This window comes from Pseudomonas sp. UF-293, assembly GCF_058245595.1.
The window spans coordinates 31,853-54,340 of record NZ_JBSICA010000029.1 but is presented as its reverse complement, the minus strand read 5'-3'; the positions used below and the strand labels follow the sequence as shown (position 1 = coordinate 54,340).

18 protein-coding genes and 1 tRNA gene are annotated in these 22,488 nt (G+C 60.6%); 12 read left to right on the top strand and 7 right to left on the bottom strand.

The genetic code is table 11. The features are described 5' to 3' along the window. Position 1: 1 nt before the first annotated feature. Together AC4IHP_RS23180 and AC4IHP_RS23175 are read right to left on the bottom strand one after the other, a co-directional pair. Positions 2 to 1,972: a MacB family efflux pump subunit gene (locus tag AC4IHP_RS23180; RefSeq protein WP_490832857.1), complete on the bottom strand. Its 1,971-nt coding sequence runs from the start codon at positions 1,970 to 1,972 to the stop codon at positions 2 to 4. After that, entirely contained in the window at positions 1,973 to 3,136 is a 1,164-nt protein-coding gene (locus AC4IHP_RS23175) for an efflux RND transporter periplasmic adaptor subunit (protein ID WP_490832856.1), read from the bottom strand. It lies immediately after the preceding gene. A gap of 279 nt (positions 3,137 to 3,415) precedes the next feature. Between AC4IHP_RS23175 and AC4IHP_RS23170 the strand changes: the two genes are divergently transcribed. The 10 genes from AC4IHP_RS23170 (at position 3,416) to AC4IHP_RS23125 (ending at position 17,772) form a co-directional block, all read left to right on the top strand. Beyond that, on the top strand, positions 3,416 to 3,898 hold the full coding sequence (locus AC4IHP_RS23170) for a sigma-70 family RNA polymerase sigma factor (protein WP_041478511.1): 483 nt from the start codon (positions 3,416 to 3,418) through the stop codon (positions 3,896 to 3,898). 133 nt (positions 3,899 to 4,031) lie between these two features. Further along, positions 4,032 to 5,369, top strand: coding sequence for a lysine N(6)-hydroxylase/L-ornithine N(5)-oxygenase family protein (locus AC4IHP_RS23165; RefSeq protein WP_460117901.1), 1,338 nt, complete (start codon positions 4,032 to 4,034; stop codon positions 5,367 to 5,369). 556 nt (positions 5,370 to 5,925) lie between these two features. Continuing rightward, positions 5,926 to 8,625, top strand: coding sequence for a magnesium-translocating P-type ATPase (mgtA, locus tag AC4IHP_RS23160; RefSeq protein ID WP_490832855.1), 2,700 nt, complete (start codon positions 5,926 to 5,928; stop codon positions 8,623 to 8,625). 230 nt (positions 8,626 to 8,855) lie between these two features. Further along, on the top strand, positions 8,856 to 9,290 hold the full coding sequence (locus AC4IHP_RS23155; protein WP_490832854.1) for a chemotaxis protein CheY: 435 nt from the start codon (positions 8,856 to 8,858) through the stop codon (positions 9,288 to 9,290). A 125-nt stretch (positions 9,291 to 9,415) separates the two neighbouring features. Continuing rightward, positions 9,416 to 10,048: a response regulator gene (locus AC4IHP_RS23150; protein WP_460117907.1), complete on the top strand. Its 633-nt coding sequence runs from the start codon at positions 9,416 to 9,418 to the stop codon at positions 10,046 to 10,048. Positions 10,049 to 10,058: 10 nt separating this feature from the next. Then, positions 10,059 to 13,265, top strand: a complete 3,207-nt coding sequence (locus tag AC4IHP_RS23145; protein ID WP_490832853.1) for a transporter substrate-binding domain-containing protein — start codon at positions 10,059 to 10,061, stop codon at positions 13,263 to 13,265. A gap of 158 nt (positions 13,266 to 13,423) precedes the next feature. Further along, entirely contained in the window at positions 13,424 to 14,290 is an 867-nt protein-coding gene (locus AC4IHP_RS23140; RefSeq protein WP_460117911.1) for a pirin family protein, read from the top strand. A 226-nt stretch (positions 14,291 to 14,516) separates the two neighbouring features. Continuing rightward, positions 14,517 to 15,959, top strand: coding sequence for a mechanosensitive ion channel domain-containing protein (locus AC4IHP_RS23135; protein WP_490832852.1), 1,443 nt, complete (start codon positions 14,517 to 14,519; stop codon positions 15,957 to 15,959). 83 nt (positions 15,960 to 16,042) lie between these two features. Then, complete coding sequence (gene xth, locus AC4IHP_RS23130; RefSeq protein ID WP_490832851.1) at positions 16,043 to 16,837, top strand: exodeoxyribonuclease III; 795 nt, start codon at positions 16,043 to 16,045, stop codon at positions 16,835 to 16,837. 101 nt (positions 16,838 to 16,938) lie between these two features. Next, the gene (locus AC4IHP_RS23125) at positions 16,939 to 17,772 is read left to right on the top strand and encodes an arylamine N-acetyltransferase family protein (RefSeq protein WP_490832850.1); all 834 of its coding nucleotides are present in this window, start codon (positions 16,939 to 16,941) and stop codon (positions 17,770 to 17,772) included. Here the strand turns inward: AC4IHP_RS23125 and AC4IHP_RS23120 are convergent. Both AC4IHP_RS23120 and AC4IHP_RS23115 read right to left on the bottom strand, forming a co-directional pair. Next, positions 17,769 to 18,104 (bottom strand): BrnA antitoxin family protein, encoded by a 336-nt coding sequence (locus AC4IHP_RS23120; protein ID WP_490832849.1) that lies wholly within the window; start codon positions 18,102 to 18,104, stop codon positions 17,769 to 17,771. The two genes, AC4IHP_RS23125 and AC4IHP_RS23120, sit on opposite strands and share 4 nt — an antisense overlap. A 3-nt stretch (positions 18,105 to 18,107) precedes the next feature. Continuing rightward, positions 18,108 to 18,392, bottom strand: a complete 285-nt coding sequence (locus AC4IHP_RS23115) for a BrnT family toxin (protein WP_490832848.1) — start codon at positions 18,390 to 18,392, stop codon at positions 18,108 to 18,110. Positions 18,393 to 18,644: 252 nt separating this feature from the next. Between AC4IHP_RS23115 and AC4IHP_RS23110 the strand changes: the two genes are divergently transcribed. Next, positions 18,645 to 20,168 (top strand): nucleobase:cation symporter-2 family protein, encoded by a 1,524-nt coding sequence (locus AC4IHP_RS23110; protein ID WP_490832847.1) that lies wholly within the window; start codon positions 18,645 to 18,647, stop codon positions 20,166 to 20,168. A 113-nt stretch (positions 20,169 to 20,281) separates the two neighbouring features. On the opposite strand, the gene AC4IHP_RS23105 is transcribed toward AC4IHP_RS23110, so the two are convergent. After that, a tRNA-Asn gene (locus tag AC4IHP_RS23105) sits at positions 20,282 to 20,357 on the bottom strand. Between the two features lie 219 nt (positions 20,358 to 20,576). Between AC4IHP_RS23105 and AC4IHP_RS23100 the strand changes: the two genes are divergently transcribed. Further along, positions 20,577 to 20,807, top strand: coding sequence for a hypothetical protein (locus tag AC4IHP_RS23100; protein ID WP_024012377.1), 231 nt, complete (start codon positions 20,577 to 20,579; stop codon positions 20,805 to 20,807). Here the strand turns inward: AC4IHP_RS23100 and AC4IHP_RS23095 are convergent. Next, entirely contained in the window at positions 20,804 to 21,004 is a 201-nt protein-coding gene (locus AC4IHP_RS23095) for a hypothetical protein (RefSeq protein ID WP_016773917.1), read from the bottom strand. The two genes, AC4IHP_RS23100 and AC4IHP_RS23095, sit on opposite strands and share 4 nt — an antisense overlap. Positions 21,005 to 21,233: 229 nt before the next feature. Next, complete coding sequence (locus tag AC4IHP_RS23090; RefSeq protein ID WP_490832846.1) at positions 21,234 to 22,430, bottom strand: amino acid aminotransferase; 1,197 nt, start codon at positions 22,428 to 22,430, stop codon at positions 21,234 to 21,236. Positions 22,431 to 22,488: the final 58 nt, after the last annotated feature.

Here is a 22,488-nt window from a genome sequence, read left to right as displayed (position 1 = left end):
ATCATTCACTGGTAAGGGCCGTGACCGGGTCGAGCCGGGCAGCTTTGCGGGCCGGCATAAAGCCGAAAATGACACCGGTGACCAGCGCACAGGCAAACGCGCCGACCACCGCCAGCGCTTGAAAGGCGATCGCTACGCCGCTGAGCAGCAACACGCCGCCGACCAGCAGCGCCAGGCCGATCCCGGCGATTCCGCCGACCACCGAGAGCATCAAGGCTTCAGTGAGAAACTGACGGAGGATATCGCGCTGACGTGCGCCGGTGGCCATGCGAATACCGATCTCGCGGGTACGTTCGCGTACTGTCATGAGCATGATGTTCATCACGCCGATACCGCCGACCAGCAGGGAAATCGCTGCAATCGCCCCCAGCATCAGCGACAGCGTGCCTTGCGTGCGCGCTTCGGCCTGGATCATCGCGGCATTGTTGGTCAGCTCGAAATCCTTCTTGCCGTGGTGCCGACGCAGCATCGCCTGCTCGATGGCCTGTTCGGCGTCCTTGACCTTGCGCGCATCCTTGGCCGCGATCACCACGTATTGCGGGTTGCGACTGCCGAACAGGCGCGTGCTCGCCGCCGAATAGGGCACGGCGATGCGGTTGTCGCTATCGGAGTCGCCGGAGCTGGCGCCTTTTTCGGCGAGCACGCCGAGGATCTGGAATGGCACGTTTTCGATGAGGATGTATTGGCCGATGGGGTCGGCGACATCCTTGAGCAATTTGTCGCGGACCTTGGTGCCGATCACCGCGACGGCGGCGGCGCTGTCCTCGTCGGCCTGGGTGAAGTAGCTGCCCTGAATCACCGGCCAGTTGAAAATCTGCGGAAAATTGGTGTCATTGCCGCCGACGTAACTGCTGTGGTCGGCGTTGCCAAAGCGCACCCCGGCGGTCGAGCCGTTAACCGGCATGATCCGCTCCACCTCGGGCAGGGCGGACAGTTCGGCAACATCGTCGAGGGTGATGATGCCCTCCGGTGTACGCGGGTTCGGCGCCGAGCCGCTGAGGTAAATGATGTTGGAGCCGAACGCGCCCATTTGCGCCATGACCTGACGCTTGCTGCCTTCGCCGACGGCGAGCATGACCACTACCGAGGCCACGCCAATGACTATGCCCAGCAAGGTCAGCGCCGTGCGAAAGCGATTGATCCACATCACTCGCCACGCCGCTTGTACGGCGTCAACCAGTTCGCCTTTCCAGGCGCCGGTCTGGCTGCTGCCGTTGCTCAGGCGCTGGCGCAGGTCGACCGCTTGCAGCGCCCCGGGATTGGCCGCAGGCGGCGCCGACGCGTGCTCGGCGCTGTCACTGATGATCAGGCCGTCGCGGATTTCGATGATGCGTTTGGCCCGTTGCGCCACTTCGCGGTCATGGGTAATGAGGATCACCACATGGCCCTGATCGGCGAGTTCGTCGAGCAGGGTCATGACCTCAGCGCCGCTGTGGCTGTCGAGGGCGCCGGTCGGCTCGTCGGCGAGGATGATATGGCCGCCGTTCATCAGCGCACGGGCAATCGACACCCGCTGTTGCTGGCCGCCGGAAAGCTGATGCGGACGGTTGCCGGTGCGAGTGCCGAGGCCGAGACGCTCCAGTAGCGCGTGAGCTCGGGCATGCCGCTCGGCGGCCGGGGTGCCGGCATAAATCGCCGGCATCTCGACGTTCTCCTGCGCCGAGCCTGACGGGATCAGGTGATAGCCCTGAAAGACAAAACCGAACGCTTCACGGCGCAGCCACGCCAGTTCATCGCTGTCCAGTTGCGCGACATTTTCCCCGGCGAACAGATACTCGCCGCTGGTGGGGCGGTCGAGGCAACCGAGGATGTTCATCAGTGTCGACTTGCCCGAACCGGAGGCGCCGACGATGGCAACGAACTCGCCGGCGTGGATCGACAGATCGATCCCGCGCAGCACCTCCACCAGTGGGCTGTCATCACCGCCGTAGGCTTTGCGGATCTGCCGCAAGTCGATCAGGGGCGTGTGCATTCAGCCTCCATGACCAGCGGCCGGCGCGCTGAGAATATGTTCGCCCTCGGCCAGACCTTCCAGCACCTGGGTGCGCAGGCGATCGTTGATGCCGGTGCGCACTTCCCGCGTTTGAATATCGCCGTTGGCGGCGACGATCTGCGCCCGCTGCCATTGCGGACGCGAACCCGGTTGCAGGGCGGCAGTCGGCACGGTCAGGGTGTCTTGCGCCTGTTGCGCGACGAAGAATACCTGGGCGGTCATGTCGGTCATCAGGCTGTGATCGGCGTTATCGACGTCGAGCAGCACGGTGTACAGCACCACCCGTTCGCTGCCGCTGCGGCCGCTGGTAGGACTGCCGCCCTGATTCTGTTCGAGCGGACGCGGCGGCACCGGCAGGATCTGCCGCACGGTGCTGCTCCAGCGTCGGGTGCCGCCGCTGAGGGTGGTGAAGTAGGCGGTCATGCCCGGTTTGACGTGGCCGATGTCGGCCTCCGAAACCTCTGCCCAGACCGTCATCGGGGAAAGCCGGGCGATGCGCAGGATCAGCGGGGTCTGTTGTTGCGCATTGAGGGTCTGGCCTTCGCGCGCACCGATGGCGACGACGGTCCCGCCCATTGGCGCATAGATGCGCGTGTAACCGAGTTCGGCCTCGTCACTGCGCAGGCTGGCCTGGGCCTGACGAATCTGCGCCCGGAACATGTCGATGCGTGCCTGGGTCGCACGGACCTCGGCGCGGGCGGTCTGCACGTCTTCCTCGCGGGTGGCGCCGCCGGCGGCGAGTTTCTGCTGGCGCTGGTATTTCTGCTGCGCCAGATCGTGCTGGGCACGTTGCTCCTGCAACTGCGCCTTGAGGTTTTCAATGGAGAAACGCCCGGCATCGAGCTTGGCTTGTTGCGTCGACGGGTCGATTTCCACCAGCAACTGACCTTCCTTCACCGTGTCGCCGGCCTCGACGTGAATCTTCTGAATCTGCCCCGAGGCCTGCGCGCCGACATCCACATAGCGGCGCGGTTGCAGGGTACCGAGCGCCGTCACACTGTTTTCGATATCGCCCCGGCTGACCTGCACAGTGGCGACTGAGTCGCGCCCGGGTGGCAACACTTGCCAGGCAGCAACGGCGATCACGGGAATCAGACAGAGGGCGGCGAACAACGCGCGGCGGGCGGGGCGGGGACGATTCATGCAGGGTTCCGGCCAGTGGTTGCGGTCCGTCGCAAGGCACGACAGACACAGGGGCTGTCCTGTAAACGAGGCATGCGCGATGGAATTTAGCCGCAGACACATCGAGTTACCGCACGCCGGCCAGCACTATTTGTCCGGGATATGGAATCAACTCTTTAAATCTATATGAGAATTACTATAAATTACGCACCTCAAGTTGCCACTATCTTGCTACTGCGTAATCCGCAGGTCTGATCAGTGCGCTCAAGGACAGAAACGGCATCGATGCGGTCGGGAGTCATGTTGGAAAACTACTATCGTGAGCTGGTGTGTTTCCTCAACGCCAGACTGGGCAACCGTCAGGTCGCCGAGGATGTGGTGCATGACGCCTACGTACGCGTGCTGGAGCGCTCCAGCGAAGTGCCGATCGAACAACCCCGGGCCTTCCTTTATCGCACCGCTTTGAACCTGGTTATCGACGATCACCGCCGCAACGCGCTGCGTCAGGTCGAATCGCTGGACGTGCTCGATAACGAAGAGCGCTATTTCACTCCCTCGCCTCACGGCACCCTTGATCACGGACAGCGCCTGGAAATGCTCCAGCGCGCACTGGCCGAGCTGCCGCCGCTGTGCCGCGACAGTTTTCTGCTGCGCAAGATCGAAGGCCTGTCCCATCCGGAAATCGCCCAGACCCTCGGCATCTCCCGGGCGCTGGTGGAAAAACACATCGTCAACGCCATGAAACATTGCCGCTTGCGCATCCAGCAATGGGATGGCCAGTGATCCGCGCCGGTTAAATTTCCTTCCATCGTCCTCGTTCCTACTCAACAGACGACCTGCTGACCTGATTCAGGCCGGTCAGGCCACCCAGGCTTTATTTCCCCGCGTTGAGGGGTTCATCCAGAGGACACTGGAAATGACACAGGCAATTGCATCGCCCATCGTTCACGACCTGATCGGCGTCGGTTTCGGCCCTTCGAACCTGGCACTGGCCATCGCACTGCAGGAGCGCGGCGCCACCCAGGGCGAACTGGATGTGCTGTTCCTCGACAAGCAGGCCACTTACAGCTGGCACGGCAACACCTTGTCGACGCAGAGCGAACTGCAGATTTCCTTCCTCAAGGACCTGGTGACCCTGCGCAATCCGACCAGCCCGTACTCATTCGTCAATTACCTCAAGCACCACGGACGTCTGGTCGACTTCATCAACCTCGGCACGTTCTATCCCTGCCGCATGGAGTACAACGACTACCTGCGCTGGGTCGCCGGGCAGTTCACCGAGCAGAGCCGTTACGGTGAAGAAGTGCAGTTCATCGAACCGGTGTTGCACAACCAGCAGGTTGAAGCGTTGCGGGTAATTTCCCGGGGCAGCGACGGCCAGCAGTTCGTGCGCACCACGCGTTCGGTGGTGGTCAGCGCTGGCGGCACGCCGCGTATTCCGGAGGCGTTCAAAGCACTGAAGGGCGATCATCGGGTGTTCCACCATTCGCAGTATCTGTCGCAGATGGCCAGGCAGCCGTGCGTGAACAATCAACCGATGAGCATCGCCATCATCGGTGGCGGGCAGAGCGCGGCGGAAGCCTTTATCGACCTGAATGATTCATTCCCGTCGGTGCAGGTCGACATGATCCTGCGTGGTTCGGCGTTGAAACCTGCGGATGACAGCCCGTTCGTCAACGAAGTGTTCTCGCCGGAATTCACTGATCTGGTGTTCCAGCAGAACAGCGTCGAGCGCGAGCGTCTGGTCAACGAGTACCACAACACCAACTATTCGGTGGTCGACATCGACCTGATCGAACGCATCTACGGCATCTTCTATCGGCAGAAGGTTTCCGGGATTGCCCGTCATGCGTTCCGCACCTTGACCACCGTCGAGAGCGCCACCGCCACGGCAAACGGCATCGAACTGGCCGTGCGCAACAACGCCACCGGCGAAGTCACGGTACGGATTTACGACGCCGTGGTACTGGCCACCGGTTACGAGCGGCAGATGCACCGCAAGTTGCTCGCGCCGCTGGAGGAATATCTCGGCGAATTCGAAGTCGATCGCAATTACAAGCTGATCACCGACGAGCGCTGCAAGGCCGGCATTTATATGCAGGGCTTCTGCCAGGCCAGCCATGGCCTGAGCGATACGCTGCTGTCGGTGCTGCCGATTCGCGCCGATGAAATCGCTGGCTCGCTGTATGAGCATGGCAAACAGCGCGGGCACAGCCGTTCGGTGGCGGAGCTGTTGTTGGCCACTGCCAGCTGAGTTCTGCTGCGCCTGTCATACCGCTTTCGCGAGCAGGCTCGCTCCCACAATGGTTCTGTGAACGCAGTGCAAAATGTGGGAGCGAGCCTGCTCGCGAAGGGGCCATGGATAGCCCCGCATATCCTGAATCTGAACCCTTCCTGAACACCCCTCACATTCCCCGAATACACCTCTTCCAGCCGTTTCGCTGCGGGCGTAAGCTGCGCGCGTTTTCATCAATTGCGGAGACCCACAGTGGGTACTTGTTCGAGTGACAGTTGTCGGCCGGTCTCGATTACCGGCAGATTCTCGGCAAGATAACGCGCAGCCTCTCCTGCCGTTGTCTCGCCGTAACAGCGAGCAGCGGCATCCCGTGTACGACCCGTTCCGGATCGTGTCTCGACGTCCTTCTCATCGACGCTGAACCAAGCGTGATGGCGACATCAGTCGTCATCGCAGCCTATCGACACGCCTGTTTCTGACCGGCGTGCCATGCCTTGCCGTGCCGGTTTTCCCGGTGCCAGGGCGCGGCGGTACCTGCTCGACGGTTGCCCGGCTGACCACAGGGGACACAGCCATGAAACTCACGCTCAAGGAATTTTTCGCAGGCTTTCTGCGCAGCCGCCACATCGCCCGGCACTTCCGTCGTCTGGCGTTGCTGGATTCGATCAATGACACCAGGGTCAGCCGTGAAGTGCCGCCGACGCTGGCCAACACGCTGGTCGCTGCCGCCGATGCCGAAAGCGCTGCGTTGTTGTCGTCACTGGGCACGCACGGCGAGGGGCTCACCGAGGTCGAGGCCGATGCACTGCGCGCGCAACACGGCCTCAACGAAGTCGAACATGAGCAGCCGCTGCCGTGGTGGACCCATCTGTGGCACTGCTACAAAAACCCGTTCAACCTGCTGCTGACCTTGCTCGCGGTGATCTCCTGGCTGACCGAAGACCTCAAGGCCGCCGTGGTGATTTTCTCCATGGTGGTGCTGTCGACACTGCTGCGCTTCTGGCAGGAGAGCAAATCCAATCAGGCCGCCGATGCGCTCAAAGCCATGGTCAGCAACACCGCCACGGTGCTGCGCCGGGATGCGCCACGGCGGGAATTGCCGATCAGGCAACTGGTGCCCGGCGATCTCATCGTGCTCTCGGCCGGCGACATGATTCCCGCCGATTGCCGCGTGCTCAGCGCCAAGGATCTGTTCGTCAGCCAGGCCGCGATGACCGGTGAGTCGATGCCGGTGGAGAAATTTACCCACCAGACCGATCGCGACACGCGTAACCCACTGGAGCTGGACAACATTCTGTTCATGGGCACCAACGTTGTCTCCGGCAGCGCGATTGCGCTGATTCTCACCACCGGCAACAGCACCTATTTCGGCGCGCTGGCGCAACGGGTCGGCGCGACCGACCGGGCGGTGACCTCGTTCCAGCAGGGCGTCAACAAGGTCAGCTGGCTGCTGATCCGCTTCATGTTCGTCATGGCGCCGCTGGTGCTGTTCATCAACGGTTTCACCAAGGGTGACTGGACCGAAGCGCTGCTGTTCGCGCTTTCGATTGCCGTCGGCCTGACCCCGGAAATGTTGCCGATGATCGTCACCTCGACCTTGGCCAAAGGCGCCGTATTTCTGTCGCGCAAAAAAGTCATCGTCAAACGCCTCGACGCGATCCAGAACTTCGGCGCCATGGACGTGCTGTGCACAGACAAGACCGGAACCCTGACGCAGGACAAGATCTTTTTGGCGCGTAATGTCGATGTCTGGGGCGAAGACAGCGACGAAGTGCTGGAGCTGGCCTACCTCAACAGCTACTACCAGACCGGCCTGAAAAACCTGCTGGATGTCGCCGTGCTCGAGCACGTGGAAATCCATCGCGAATTGAAAGTCGGCAGCGCCTTTCGCAAGGTCGATGAGATCCCCTTCGACTTCAATCGCCGGCGCATGTCGGTGGTGGTTGAGGGGCGCGCTCAGCCACATCAACTGATCTGCAAAGGTGCGGTGGAAGAAGTGCTGGCGGTGTGCAGCCGCGTGCGTCACGGCGAGGTCGATGAAGTCTTGAGCGATGAGTTGCTGGTGCGGATTCGCCAGGTCACCGGCGCTTTCAACGCCGAAGGTCTGCGCGTGGTGGCGGTCGCGGCTCGCTCAATGCCAGCAGGCCGCGAGATTTACAGCCTGGCCGATGAACAGGAATTGACGCTGATCGGTTACGTGGCGTTCCTCGATCCACCGAAGGAAAGCACCGCGCCAGCGCTCAAGGCCTTGGCCGAGCATGGCGTGGCGGTCAAGGTGCTGACCGGTGACAACGAACTGGTGACGGCGAAGATCTGCCGCGAGGTCGGCCTCGCCCAACAGGGTCTGCTGCGGGGCAATGACATTGAGCGCATGAGCGACAGCGAACTGGCCGTGACGGTCGAGACGACCAACGTCTTCGCCAGACTCACGCCGTCGCACAAGGAGCGCATCGTCCGGGTGCTCAAGGGCAACGGCCATGTGGTCGGGTTCATGGGCGATGGCATCAACGACGCGCCCGCGCTGCGCACCGCTGACATCGGCATTTCCGTGGACAGCGCGGTGGACATCGCCAAGGAAGCGGCGGATATCATCCTGTTGGAAAAAAGCCTGATGGTGCTGGAGGAGGGCGTGCTCGAAGGGCGGCGCACCTTCGCCAACATGCTCAAGTACATCAAGATGACCGCCAGTTCCAACTTCGGCAACGTGTTCTCGGTGCTGGTTGCCAGCGCGTTCATCCCGTTTCTGCCAATGCTGCCGATGCACCTGCTGGTACAGAACCTGCTCTACGACATTTCGCAGATCGCCATTCCGTTCGATAACGTCGACGACGAGATGCTGAAACAGCCGCAGCGCTGGCAGCCGGGTGACGTCGGGCGCTTCATGCTGTTCTTCGGTCCGATCAGTTCGATCTTCGACATCACGACTTTCGCCTTGATGTGGTATGTGTTCGACGCCAACACCCCGGATCACCAGACGCTGTTCCAGTCCGGCTGGTTCGTGGTCGGTCTGCTGACCCAGACGCTGATCGTGCACATGATCCGCACGCCGAAGATTCCGTTTCTGCAGAGCCGCGCCGCCATGCCGCTGCTGGTCATGACCGGGGTCATCATGGCGGTCGGCATCTTCCTGCCAATGGGTCCGCTGGCGCATTACTTCAAATTACAGGCGCTGCCGTCGCTGTATTTCGTGTTTCTGCCAATGATTCTGCTGGCGTACATGGCGCTCACCCAAGCCGTCAAAGGCTTCTACATCCGCCGGTTCGGCTGGCAATAACCGCCATGGAATGCTTTCCCCTGTGGGAGCGAGCCTGCTCGCGAAGGCGTCGTGTCAGTCAGTACATCTCTGACTGGTATAGCCCCTTCGCGAGCAGGCTCGCTCCCACAGGGGATATTGGTGCGTCTGGGGCGCCGGATGAATGGCCTGCTTTTTAGGAAAAGTCCTACAGAGTCATCCTCGGCGCTTGCGTAGTCTTGCCCTCCCCAAACCTCACCGGGAGAATGACCATGAGCAACAAAGCGTTGCGCATCCTGATCGCCGACCCGCAGCATTTTCACCGCATGAAGATCGAACGCCTGTTCAACGCGCTCGGCTACTACCGCGTAGCCCCGGTGCAGAATCTCGGCGAATTGTTGACCCTGGTCGACTACGGCTGCGAGCCGTTCGATGTGCTGGTAATCAATGCCGAACTGGCGGCAGGCGCTCTCGACTTGCAGGGCTTTGTCCTCGATAACCAGCAAGTTCGCCATGCTCTGATCTACAACGAACCGTCAGCACCATTGCAGGACGATGCCGGGTTCGCTCAGGAAAACGTGCAGATCAGCCCGGCGCCACTGCCAAATGCACAACTCATCGGGCAGGTGATGGCGGGGGTCGAAGCAGCCGGCGAAGACCACGCCACACCTGACTTGCATTGGTTGTTACGCCATGCCAATGCATAAAAAACCAATCTGCACAACTGTCAGACCTGACAGGTGCTCTTTATGGCCGTCCATGTAACAGTGCCGGCGCAGCCACCGACTCCGGAACAGAATGTTGCGGTGTCTTCGATTTTGCAGGAGTGTCAATGAAGTCAGCGCTGATCGTCGATGATCATCCAGTTGTGCGCGCGGCCATTCGAATCGTCCTGCAGGCTCAAGGCTTTACCCTGATTCATGAAGCCTCCAGTGGCAATGAAGTCGTGCCATTGATTTGCGCGCATGATCCACACCTGGTTGTGCTCGATCTGGGTCTGGGATCGATGGACGGGCTCGAAGTGCTGACGCGAATCCAGATCAAGGCGCCGACGGCGCGCTGCCGGGTGCTGGTATTCAGCATGCATGAGCCCACGCATTATCAAGAGCGCTGCCTGCGTGCCGGGGCGAGGGGTTACGTTACCAAGAGCAATCAGCTGACTCTGCTGCACGAAGCGATCAAGGCACTGATGTCCGGCCACACTTATTTCTCCGCGTTGCCCAATACCAGCGGTCTGTACAACGCCGTGCAACGCACTGAAAAGGAGCTGATCGCTCAGCTGTCCGATCGAGAGTTATGCATTTTCGTGAACCTGGCGCTGGGCAAACCGAACAAATCTATCGCCCAGGAGATGCACTTGAGTCACAAGACCGTCAGCACCTACAAGACCCGCATGATGGCGAAACTTTGCCTGGGGTCACTGGTGCTCCTGCGTGAGTTCGCCAAGCGCAATCACTTGATCTGAGTGCCCCGACATGACGCAGGGACTGCGGATTTTATGGCTGTGGCTGGGGCTCGCAGGCTCGGTCTGGGCGGCTGGCCAGCCGCAGACCCTGGAAGTGCTCGCCCGCCTCGAACCGGGGAGTATTCAGGTCCGCCTCGATGATGCTGAGCGTCAGTGGCTGCGCGAGCATCCAGTATTGCGCATGGGCATCTCCGGTCCGGATTACCCGCCCTTCGAGATCACCCGCAATCAGCATGAGCTGGAAGGGCTGACCGCAGATTACGCCGATCTGCTGGCGCAACTGCTGGGCATCAGGATTGAAGTGCGGCGCTTCGCTGATCGGCCGGCACTGATGGCGGCACTCAAGCGCGGGGATGTCGATTTGCTGGGCACCTCGAACAGTTTCGAGGCGGCGGATCCGGCGTTCATTCTGTCGCGGCCCTACGCTGACGATCAGCCGATGCTGATCACGCGCCACGACGAGAAGGTATCCGCCGAGCTGACGACCAGACGCATCGCCATGGTCGAAGACTACCTGCCGCTGGCCCATGTTCAGGCGTTCTACCCCGGCGCTCAGGTGCAGCTCTATGCTTCAGCCATGGATGCACTCGGCGCGGTCGCCTTCGGTGCTGACGATGTGTACCTGGGCGACTTCATCAGCGCCAACTATCTGATCAACACCAATTATCGCAACGACCTGCAATTGGCCGGGCCGGCGGGGCTCGACGCCAATCCGTTCGCTTTTGCGTTGTTGCGCAGCGACCTGGTACTCAAACGCATCGTCGACAAAGCCTTGCTGGCCGTGCCCATGGAGCGTCGGCAACTGATCGAACAGCGCTGGAGTGTCGGCCTCGCCGAGATGGCCGAGCAGTCCCGGGTACAACTCAGTGCCGCCGAACAGCAGTGGCTCGATCAGCACCCGGTGGTGCGCGTGGGCGCGGTCGAAGACTTTGCACCGTTGGCGTTTTTCGATGGCGACGGGCGCTTCAATGGGCTGGCGGCGCAGTTGCTGAGCCTGATTGCGCAGCGCAGTGGCCTGCATTTCGAGATCGTGCGCGGCAGCTCGCTCAACGACCAGTTCGAGCAACTGCAGGCCGGTGCGCTCGATGTTTTGCCAGTAGTGACACCGAGCACCGAGCGTGAAACGCAACTGCAATTCACCCGCGCCTATCTGAACAATCCGTTTGTACTGGTCAGCGCGGCGAACGGGCAACATCCATTGCCGCTCGACGACCTGGCGGGCAAACGCCTGGCCATCTATCGCGGCCACCCATTGCGTGATTACCTGCTGCAACGCGTGCCCGGTCTGCGTCTGGTCGAGGTCAAAAGCCCCGCCGAAGGCATGGCGCTGATCGCCAGAGGACAGGTCGACGTAACCGTGAGCTCGTTGTTGGTGGCGCGTTTTCTGATTGCCCGGCAGTACCGCGACCGCCTGCGTATTACCGGCACCGTTGGCGATCAGCCGGCGCGCATCGCCCTCGCTACCGCACCTCGCTCGGCGTTACTGCACTCGATCCTGAACAAGGCGTTGCTGAGCATCGCGCCGCAGCAAATGGATGAACTGGTCGAGCGCTGGAGCCACGATGTGGTGGTGGAGGACAGCTATTGGTCGCGCCATCGCCGCGAGATTCTGTTTGGTTTTGCCGGCGCGGCAGGCTTGCTGGTGCTGGCCTTGATCTGGATCGGCTGGCAACGCCGGCAGATTCAGCAGCGCCAGCAATGGTTGTTGCAACTGCAACAGGCCAAGGACGCGGCAGAGGAGGCCAATCGGGCCAAAAGCACTTTTCTGGCGACCATGAGCCATGAGATCCGCACGCCGATGAACGCCTTGATCGGCATGCTCGAACTGGCCCTCAAGCGCGCAGAGGAGGGCGTCACCGACCGCTTGGCAATTCAGGTAGCGTCGAATGCTGGCCAGCAATTACTGGCGTTGATTGGCGACATTCTCGATATCGCGCGCATCGAGTCGGGGCATTTGTCCCTCGCCCCCGAACGAGCCAATCTACGCGAAACGGTGTTATCGGTATGCCGAGTGTTCGAAGGGCTGGCGCGGCAGAAGCGCCTGATGTGGCACATCGAACTTGATCCGCGCGCTGACGTGGATGTGTCGATCGATCCGACGCGATTCAAACAGGTGCTATCGAACCTGTTGAGCAATGCGATCAAATTCACCGAGGCAGGCGAGGTCGGCCTGCGGCTGCAGATTCTGGCGACATCGGACGTGCAAGTGGATGTGCAGGTGCTGATTGAAGACAGCGGCATCGGTATAAGCGTCGAAGATCAAAAGCGCCTGTTCAGTCCGTTCGTTCAAGCGAGCAACAGCCTCCAAGCGGCACGCAGCGGTTCCGGCCTGGGGCTGGTGATCAGCCGCAACCTCTGCGACAGGATGGGCGGCACGTTGTGCCTCGACAGTGACCTGGGGCAAGGCACGCGCGTGGAAATCAACCTGCAATTGCCGCTGCTGACCGCAATCACCACCACTCCGGCAACGCCCGAGGCCGCGCCCCTCACCTGTGTATTGAACGTGCTGGTGGTGGATGATCACCCGGTCAACCGCTTGCTGATGTGCTGGCAACTGAGCGAACTGGGGCATCGCACGGTAGACGTCGGCGATGGCGAACAGGGTCTGGACCGCTGGCGAACCCAGGCCTTCGATGTGGTGATCACCGACTGCAACATGCCGCAACGCAATGGCTATGAACTGGCGCGCAGCATTCGTGATGAAGAGGCCGTCACGGGCCGCAGTCCGTGCCTGATTCTCGGTTTCACTGCAAATGCGCAGATTGAAGAACGCCTGCGCTGTCTGGATGCCGGCATGGATGGCTGTCTGTTCAAACCGATTCGCTTGCATGATCTGGCTGAAGCCCTGAAAGGCGCTCGCCGTTGCGAGCCGCACGAAGATCAACAGCCCGGCACCGAGCCCGTCGAGATTGATCTGAGTGCCCTGGAACAGATGGCCGGTGCCGATCACTCGCTGATCGAACGCTTGCGCAAGCAGGTCGGCAAAAGCCTTCGCGACGATCTGCAAGCTCTGGACCAGTTGCCGATTGCCGATCGCAACGGTTTGCGCGAATTGGCCCACCACATCAAGGGCGGCGCGCAGATGGTCGGGGCCGCGCGGGTTGTTGCGGCATGTGCAGATCTGGAACGGACTTGCCGAGACAGTGAACACGCGGCTGTCGAGAGTGCCATCGACAAGTTGCGCGAAGCCATGCGTGGCCTGGCGCAGTGTCTCTGAGCCAATGCAGTCTGCGGTGGGAGCGAGCCTGCTCGCGAATAGCGCACCGCTAAATCAATTGTTCTACTTATGGAACACTCCAGCCGGTTTTAACCCTCTAGTCGAATATTCGATATGCCCTTAGGCTTAATCCAATGAATTCCCACATTGGAGACCCCATGAAAAACATCATCGGCATCTACACCAGCCCTCGCGGCCATTGGGTCGGCGATGGTTTCCCGGTACGCACGCTATTTTCCTACGACAACCTGGGCAAGCACATCAGCCCGTTTCTGCTGCTCGATCACGCCGGACCTGCCGAATTCACTCCGACCACTGAACAGCGTGGCGTCGGCCAGCACCCGCACCGTGGTTTCGAGACCGTGACCATCGTCTACGACGGTGAAGTGCAGCATCGTGATTCCACTGGCAGTGGCGGCACCATCGGCCCGGGTGATGTGCAGTGGATGACGGCGGCGTCCGGGATCCTCCATGAGGAATTTCACTCGGAAAACTTCGCCAGAACCGGCGGCAAGCTGGAAATGGTCCAGCTGTGGGTCAACCTGCCGGCCAAGGATAAAATGGCCGCGCCGGGTTATCAGACCATTCTCGACCGGGATATTCCGAACATCACGCTCAAGGACGACGCCGGCAGCCTGCGGCTGATCGCCGGTGAATTCGACGGGCACACCGGCCCTTCGCGGACGTTCACGCCGATCGATGTCTGGGATCTGCGTCTGAATGCCGGCAAGTTGCTGACGCTGAGTCTGCATGAAGGTCGCAATAGCGCACTGGTGGTGTTGAAGGGCTCGGTGCAGGTTAACGGTGCGGAATCGGTAGGGGTAGGGCAGTTGGCGCTGTTCGAACGCGACGGTGATCGACTCACTCTCCAGGCCAGCGAGGACGCGGTGGTGTTGCTGCTCAGTGGCGAGCCGATCGACGAACCGATCGTCGGCCATGGCCCGTTCGTGATGAACACCGAGCAGGAAATCCACCAGGCTTTTGCCGACTTCCAGTCCGGACGCTTTGGCCGGATGCACGCCTGACGCTGAGCTTTACTGGCAACTGAAACGCCCCTGTGGGAGCGAGCCTGCTCGCGAATGCTCTGATCAGTCCAAGCGGTAGTGACTGCCAGGACGCCTTCGCGAGCAGGCTCGCTCCCACAGGTTTTTCAGCGTTTTCGAGACGCTGTTCATCCGCCGAAATCAATTGCTCCTACACTGTGCCAATCTGTGCGATCTTCTCGCGATTGGCCCTTGTCGGAGTTGTTTGATGCTGTCTCTGCTGACCGAACATCCGTTGTTTTGCGCATTGATCCTGATCCTGCTCGATCTGGGCCTGTGGCGGCTGATCAGCTCTCGCGGCAGCGAATGGAAACTGCTGGTGCGGGTGCTGATTTTTGCCCTGTTCAGCATTGTTCTGTTCAACGAAGGCCTCAACCCGATGGAGCCGGCGCCGTGGGCTGACAACGTGCCGCTGCATCTGGCGGCGACCGGGTTGCAGATCGGTTGGTGGCTGTTTGGCGCGCGCACCCTGACGGTGTTGATCGGCGCGGTGATGATGCAACGGGTCGGCCACACCGGCAGGCTATTGCAGGACTTGCTTGGGGCAGTGATCTTCCTGATCGCGATCATTGCGGCGCTGGCCTACGTTTTGGATTTGCCGGTCAAAGGCGTGCTGGCAACCTCCGGTGCGTTGGCAATCATTGTCGGTCTGGCCTTGCAGAGCACGTTGAGCGACGTGTTTTCCGGCATCGTCCTCAACACCACCAAGCCCTATCAACTCGATGACTGGATCTCCATCGACGGCACCGAGGGCCGCGTTACCGACATCGACTGGCGCGCCACGCGTCTGCAGACCAGCCAGGGCAGCATGGCCGTGATTCCCAACTCGCTGGCGGCGAAAGCCAAAATCATCAACTTCAGTCGGCCGAGCAATATGTTCGGCGTTTCGGTCAGCGTGCCCGTCAGCCCCCATGCCCGGCCCAGTTCGGTGATCGAGGCACTGGAGCGGGCGATGCAGGGCTGCCGGCAATTGCTCGACACACCGGCGCCCAGCGTGTCGTTGAAGAGTTCTGCCAGCGGCGGAGCTGAATACGAAATCAGCGGGTTTGTTGCCTCGATGGGCGAGAAGCGCGTGGTGCGCAATCAGTTGTTCGACCTGGCCTACCGACATTTGCAGGCCTCCGGGGTCAATCTGCTGTCGAGCAACGAGACCAGCGCCGCGCCACACTTGTCGCGGCCACGAGCACTGCTGGAAAGCTCGCCGATTTTCTCGACCCTGCGCGAGGAAGAAAAAGACACCTTCAGCCAGAACATGACCCTGCAGACTTTCCGCGCCGGCGAAACGATTCTCGCGGGCGGGGAGGTCAGCGATCATTTGTTCATCATTGAATCCGGGGTGGTTTCGGTGACGCTCAAGCGCCATGGTGCGCCCCTGGAGTCCGGGCGCATGGGGCCGGGCGAGGTGATCGGCGAGGCCGGGATTCTTTCCGACACCGCGCTGCCGGCGGACTTTTCGGCGAAGACTTTCTGCGCGCTGTATCGCATCGAGAAGTCCTACCTGAAACCGTGCCTGGACGCGCGTCATGACATCCACGATGCGATGCAGGCGTTGCTCGATTTCCGCCTGCACAAGGCGCAGTCGCTGACCGAGGACGCGCCCGTGGTCGCGCCGAAAAGAGGCTTCCTGCAGTGGCTGCGTAATCGCGTCTGAGCTCTCGCGTTGTCATTCGATGCAACCTGCGCGGCGTTCTCAGGGTCACAATTTCCAATCCCACCGGGCAGGAGTTGCGGACGATGAAAAACCTGCGAATCGCCACCTTCAACGTCAATGGCATGCGGGCGCGGCTGCCGAATCTGCTGGAATGGCTCATGCGCGAGCAGCCGGACATCGTCTGCCTGCAAGAGCTCAAGTCCGTCGACAGCGCATTTCCCGCCGCCGAACTGGAGGCAGCCGGTTACGGCGCGATCTGGCAGGGCCAGGCGTCATGGAATGGTGTGGCGATTCTGGCGCGCGATGCGCAGCCGCTGGAGAGTCGACGCGGTTTGCCCGGCGATGCCGATGACACGCACAGCCGCTATATCGAAGCGGCGGTGCACGGCGTGCTGGTCGGTTGCCTGTATCTGCCCAACGGCAACCCGCAGCCGGGGCCGAAATTCGATTACAAACTGGCCTGGTTCGAGCGCCTGATCAATTACGCAAAAGACTTGCAGAGCAGCGATCACCCGGTGGTGCTCGCCGGTGACTTCAATGTTGTGCCAACCGACATGGACATCTACAACACCCGATCCTGGCTCAAGGATGCCTTGTTGCAACCCGAAAGCCGCGAGTGCTACCAGCGGCTGCTGGATCAGGGCTGGACCGATTCCCTGCGCCACGTGTATCCCGAAGAGCGCCTCTACACCTTCTGGGATTACTTTCGTAATCATTGGCAAACCAACTCTGGTCTGCGCATCGACCATTTGCTGCTCAACCCGGCATTGAGCCCCTATCTGCATGACGCCGGCGTCGACGCCTGGGTGCGCAACGAACCCCACGCCAGTGACCATGCGCCGACATGGATTCGAATCGGCTCGCGGAAAAAGCGCTGAGCGGGCGATTGGCGAAATCAATTGTCGAAAGCTGTGCCTGATCCCGTATACAGGGCAACATCCACGCAGTGTTCTGCGGCCCTATGCATAAGGATCGAGCAATGAGTGCGCCACGGCTGACCACTACCAATCTGTACCTGCAACGTCTGGGTTTCGATGCGCCGCCGCCACCGACGCTGGAAACCTTGCGCCAGATGCAACTGCGCCACACCGCCGAGTTTGTTTTCGAAAATCTGGCAACGGTCAGTGGAGTGCCGGTGTTGATCGACCTGGACTCCATCGAAAGCAAGGTCCTGCGGCAAGGGCGGGGCGGCTACTGCTATGAGCTCAATCATTTGTTCTATGCGCTGCTGCTTGAACTGGGGTTTGAGGCACGCGGGATCAGTGGTCGCGTGGTGATGAATCAGCCGGAAGGCAGTTGGACAGCGCGCACGCATCGCTTGAGCCTGGTCACCATCGAGGACACTCGCTATATCGCCGACGTTGGCTTCGGCGGCATGGTGCCGACCGCACCGCTATTGCTTGACAGTGAAGATGAGCAACCCACCCCGCACGAACCTTACCGCATCGACAAACAAATGGATGGCTACCTGCTGCGCGCCAAAGTCGCGGGCGAGTGGCGGCCGATGTACCTGTTCGATTTGCAGCGCCAGGAACACATCGACTACAGCGTCGGCAACTGGTACGTCTCCACCCATCCCGAGTCACCTTTTGCCCAGCGCCTGATGGTCGCGCGCACCGGCGCTGGCTGGCGCAAGACCCTGAACAACGGCAGTTTCGCCATTCATCATATGGGCACTGACAGTGAGCGGCGCGAGGTGGCGGACGTCGACGAACTGATGGAGTTGCTGCGCCGCGAGTTTGACCTTCAGGTGCCTGATTCACCGCGTGTACGGCAAGCGCTGGCTAGGGTCATCGCGCCGGTGTCTGTCTAGGGCTTTACGTCAGGCTCCAGCACGCGACGGATTTCGCCAATGGCCGCTGATAGCTTTCGCTCGAGACTCTTGAGATCGGTGGCGGTGATGCCTTTCTTGAATTGCCCCGTCAGACCTGAATCGTCAGCGCTTTCCTGCTGGCGTGGGCCATCAAGCAGAGCATGGCGCAGGGTGTTGTTGATCACAGTCTGGTAGCCGAAGCCCTCGGTTTCTGCGGCGGTACGCGCCGCTTCGATCACCGCGTCATCAAGCATGATGGTGATGCGGGTCTTGCCCTTGTTCGGCGCTACTGCGCCGCGTTTACCTGCGCAAAAGTCATATTCGTCTTTCATCGGTCAAGCCTCCTGAAAATACGCGCGCCGTTCGCTGGGTGTGGCGAGACGTGCGGAAATGATTCGAACAACATTGGCTTCGCAATAGCTGTAAGCAACGGCAAGCACACGACCTTTGGCATCGAGGCCGAGGGTGATCCAGCGTTGTTCGTCATGGTCGTTGTCCTCAAGTGTAAGTGCGCGTTCGTCATGGAAAACCGGTTCGGCTTCGGCGAGGCTGATGCCTTTGTGCTTGAGTTTGTTGGCTGCGTTTTTGCTTTTGTCGTACTGAATCTTGAATGACTTCATTATGCATACTTTATATGTATAAAAAAGAGCGCGACTACACCGTCGGTCGCCGTGAACACTTCAGCCTAGTGGGCACTGGCGCGAGCGCAGCGGGGATGTGTTGCCGAATTTGTTGGGGCAAGAAGCGCAGGCTAGAAGGTTGGATGGCTACCTAACCATTATGTGACTGACAAGTTGTATACAACTCTATGGACATTTGTCCTGAGTATTGAATACAGTGTGCGCATAACAAAAACCAGGGAACCCCCCACCATGAAAACGCCCCATGTTTCACACCAACGGCCCGAGGATGAAAACCTCGGGGTCGGCGCGAATATGGCTTACGGCCTGCAACATGTTCTGACCATGTACGGCGGTATCGTTGCGGTGCCACTGATCATTGGCCAGGCGGCCGGTCTGTCGCCGGCGGACATTGGTCTGTTGATTGCTGCTTCATTGTTTGCGGGGGGGCTGGCGACGTTGCTGCAAACCCTGGGTCTGCCGTTTTTTGGCTGTCAGCTGCCGCTGGTCCAGGGCGTATCGTTCTCCGGCGTGGCGACCATGGTCGCGATCGTCAGCAGTGGCGGGGAGGGCGGTTTCCAATCGGTGCTGGGCGCGGTGATTGCCGCCTCGTTGATCGGCTTGCTGATCACGCCGGTATTCTCACGCATCACCAAGTTCTTTCCGCCGCTGGTCACTGGCATTGTGATCACCACCATCGGCCTGACGCTGATGCCGGTGGCTGCACGCTGGGCGATGGGTGGCAACAGCCACGCGCCGGACTTCGGCAGCATGCAGAACATCGGTCTGGCGGCGGTCACGCTGGTGCTGGTGTTGCTGCTGAGCAAGGTTGGCAGCTCGACCATTTCTCGGCTGTCGATTCTGCTGGCCATGGTCATCGGCACGGTGCTGGCGGTATTCCTCGGCATGGCGGATTTCTCCAGCGTCACCACCGGGCCCATGTTCGGCTTCCCGACGCCGTTCCACTTCGGCATGCCGACCTTCCATTTCGCCGCGATTCTGTCGATGTGCATTGTGGTCATGGTGACCCTGGTTGAAACCTCGGCCGACATCCTCGCCGTCGGTGAGATCATCGGCACCAAGGTTGACTCAAAGCGTTTGGGCAACGGTCTGCGCGCCGACATGCTGTCGAGCATGTTTGCGCCGATCTTCGGTTCGTTTACGCAAAGTGCTTTCGCGCAGAACGTCGGTCTGGTGGCGGTGACCGGGATCAAGAGCCGATTCGTGGTCGCTACCGGCGGGTTGTTCCTGGTGGTGCTCGGCCTGCTGCCGTTCATGGGCCGGGTGATTGCTGCCGTACCGACTTCGGTCCTTGGCGGCGCCGGGATCGTGCTGTTCGGCACCGTGGCAGCCAGCGGCATTCGCACCTTGTCGAAGGTGGACTATCGCAACAACGTCAACCTGATCATCGTTGCCACCTCGATCGGTTTCGGCATGATCCCGATCGCCGCGCCGAACTTCTACGATCATTTCCCGAGCTGGTTCGCGACGATTTTCCATTCGGGCATCAGTTCGTCGGCAATCATGGCGATCCTGCTCAACCTGGCGTTCAACCACTTCACGACCGGCAACTCGGATCAACAGTCGGTGTTCGCCGCCGCGGAAGAGCGCACCCTGCGCTACCGCGATCTGGCCGCGCTGCGTGAAGGCGACTACTTCAGCGACGGCAAGCTGCATGATTGCGATGGCAAGGAAGTGCCGGTGATCGAGCCGGATGACCACGACCATGGCCACGGCGCGCCGAAGCTGCAGGTAAAAAGCAGCGAACATGTCTGACAGCTGCTGTTGAAACAGAAAAGGCCGATCTGCCCACGCAGATCGGCCTTTTGGTATTTTTCGAGCACCCACAAAAAAGCCCCTGAACCTTGCGATTCAGGGGCTTTGGTATTTGGCTCCACAACCTGGACTCGAACCAGGGACCCAGTGATTAACAGTCACTTGCTCTACCAACTGAGCTATTGCGGAATTGGTGCGTATGTTACTGATTCAAAAAGAGAAGTCAAGCTCGGCCTGGCAACTTTTGTAATTCAGCGGGACGGACGGCATTTTGTCAGCGATTGGCGGTTACCAGAAAGGCCTCGGAGGTCTACCATGGCAGCCCGGAAGTGGTCACACGCGCTGCCGGCCATTCGCCGCAAAGGTACGCGCCATGAATCAAATCACTCGCAACACCGAGGTGTTCGCATGAGCACTGCACAGATCAGCTTGCCCAAAGGGATCGGCCCGCACGCCGAAAAACTTTTCGATGCAATCACCGGGGCAAGCACCGCCGAAGAACTGAATCGCGCAGGCGGCAAGGCTGAAGGTTTCGTCCTCGGTCTGGAAAGCAGCAAGGCCATCAAGAGCCAGGTCGCCGAATCGCTGTATGTGATTTACGACGATGCTGCCACTCAACGCTCGGCCGAACTGGCTTAACTGCCGAAGGTAATCGTGCCGAGCATGAGCTTGGCATAGGCCGCCGTCGCCGCCAGTTGCACCAGCCACAGGGCCAGGCCACCGAGAAATACTCCGGTGGCGACTTGCAGCACCAGGCTCTTTTCACGCTTGGCCGGAGCGCGCGGGATGAAATCGTCCAGGTCGTCACGGTCAGCGCGCAGGTTGTCGTTTTTCATTTGGATTCTCTTCAATAATCTCGGGTATACACAAAGCCGGTAGGAGCAGCGGAACGCTGCGATCTTTTGATCTTGATCTTAAAAACAAGATCAAAAGATCGCGGCCTCGTTTCACTCGTCAGCTCCTACGGTTGGATTTGTGTGCAGTCTAGAGGTTGCAAGGCGTTTTCTCAGACAAATAAAAACGGGAAGCCGTGCAAGGCTTCCCGTTTTTCATCGCGCGCCGAAATCAGATGACCTGAACGATCGCGTCCGTCACAGCCTTGATGTTGCTCTGGTTCAGCGCAGCCACGCAGATGCGACCAGTGTCCAGAGCGTAGATGCCGAACTCGTTACGCAGGCGATGCACTTGTTCAGTGGTCAGGCCGGAGTAGGAGAACATCCCACGCTGACGACCGACGAAGCTGAAATCGCGACCCGGGGCTTTTTCCGCCAGCAGGGCAACCATCTGCTCGCGCATGCCGCGAATGCGCAGACGCATTTCGGCCAGCTCGGCTTCCCATTGTGCGCGCAGTTCCGGGCTGTTCAGCACCGCAGCAACGATGCTGGCGCCGTGGGTCGGCGGGTTGGAGTAGTTGGTGCGGATCACGCGCTTGACCTGCGACAGCACGCGGGCGCTTTCTTCTTTCGATTCGCTGATGATCGACAGCGCGCCAACGCGCTCGCCGTACAGCGAGAACGACTTGGAGAACGAGCTCGAGACGAAGAAGGTCAGGCCGGACTCAGCAAACAGGCGCACAGCGGCGGCGTCTTCATCGATGCCGTCGCCGAAGCCCTGATAAGCCATGTCAAGGAACGGCACGTGACCTTTGGCCTTGACCACTTCCAGCACCTTGTTCCAGTCCGCCGGGGTCAGGTCGACGCCGGTCGGGTTGTGGCAGCAGGCGTGCAGGACAACGATCGAGCCGTTCGGCAGGGCGTTGAGGTCGTCGAGCATGCCGGCACGGTTCACGTCGTGGGTGGCAGCGTCGTAGTAACGGTAGTTCTGCACCGGGAAACCCGCGGTTTCGAACAGCGCGCGGTGGTTTTCCCAGCTCGGGTCGCTGATCGCCACGACGGCGTTCGGCAGCAGTTGCTTGAGGAAGTCGGCACCGATTTTCAGTGCGCCGGTCCCGCCGACGGCTTGAGTGGTGATGACCCGACCGGCGCTGATCAGCGGCGAGTCGCTGCCGAACAGTAGTTTCTGCACGGCCTGGTCGTAGGCAGCGATGCCATCGATCGGCAGGTAACCGCGCGAAGCGTGTTGAGCGACGCGAATCGTCTCGGCTTCGATCACCGCGCGCAGCAGTGGAATTCGCCCCTCTTCGTTGCAGTACACGCCCACGCCCAGGTTGACCTTGGTGGTCCGGGTATCGGCGTTGAATGCTTCGTTGAGGCCCAGGATTGGATCGCGGGGTGCCATTTCGACAGCGGAGAACAGGCTCATTATTACGGCGGCTCTGAATGGAGAGTGGAGGGACGTGTAGCGCTCCAGCCGAATGCAC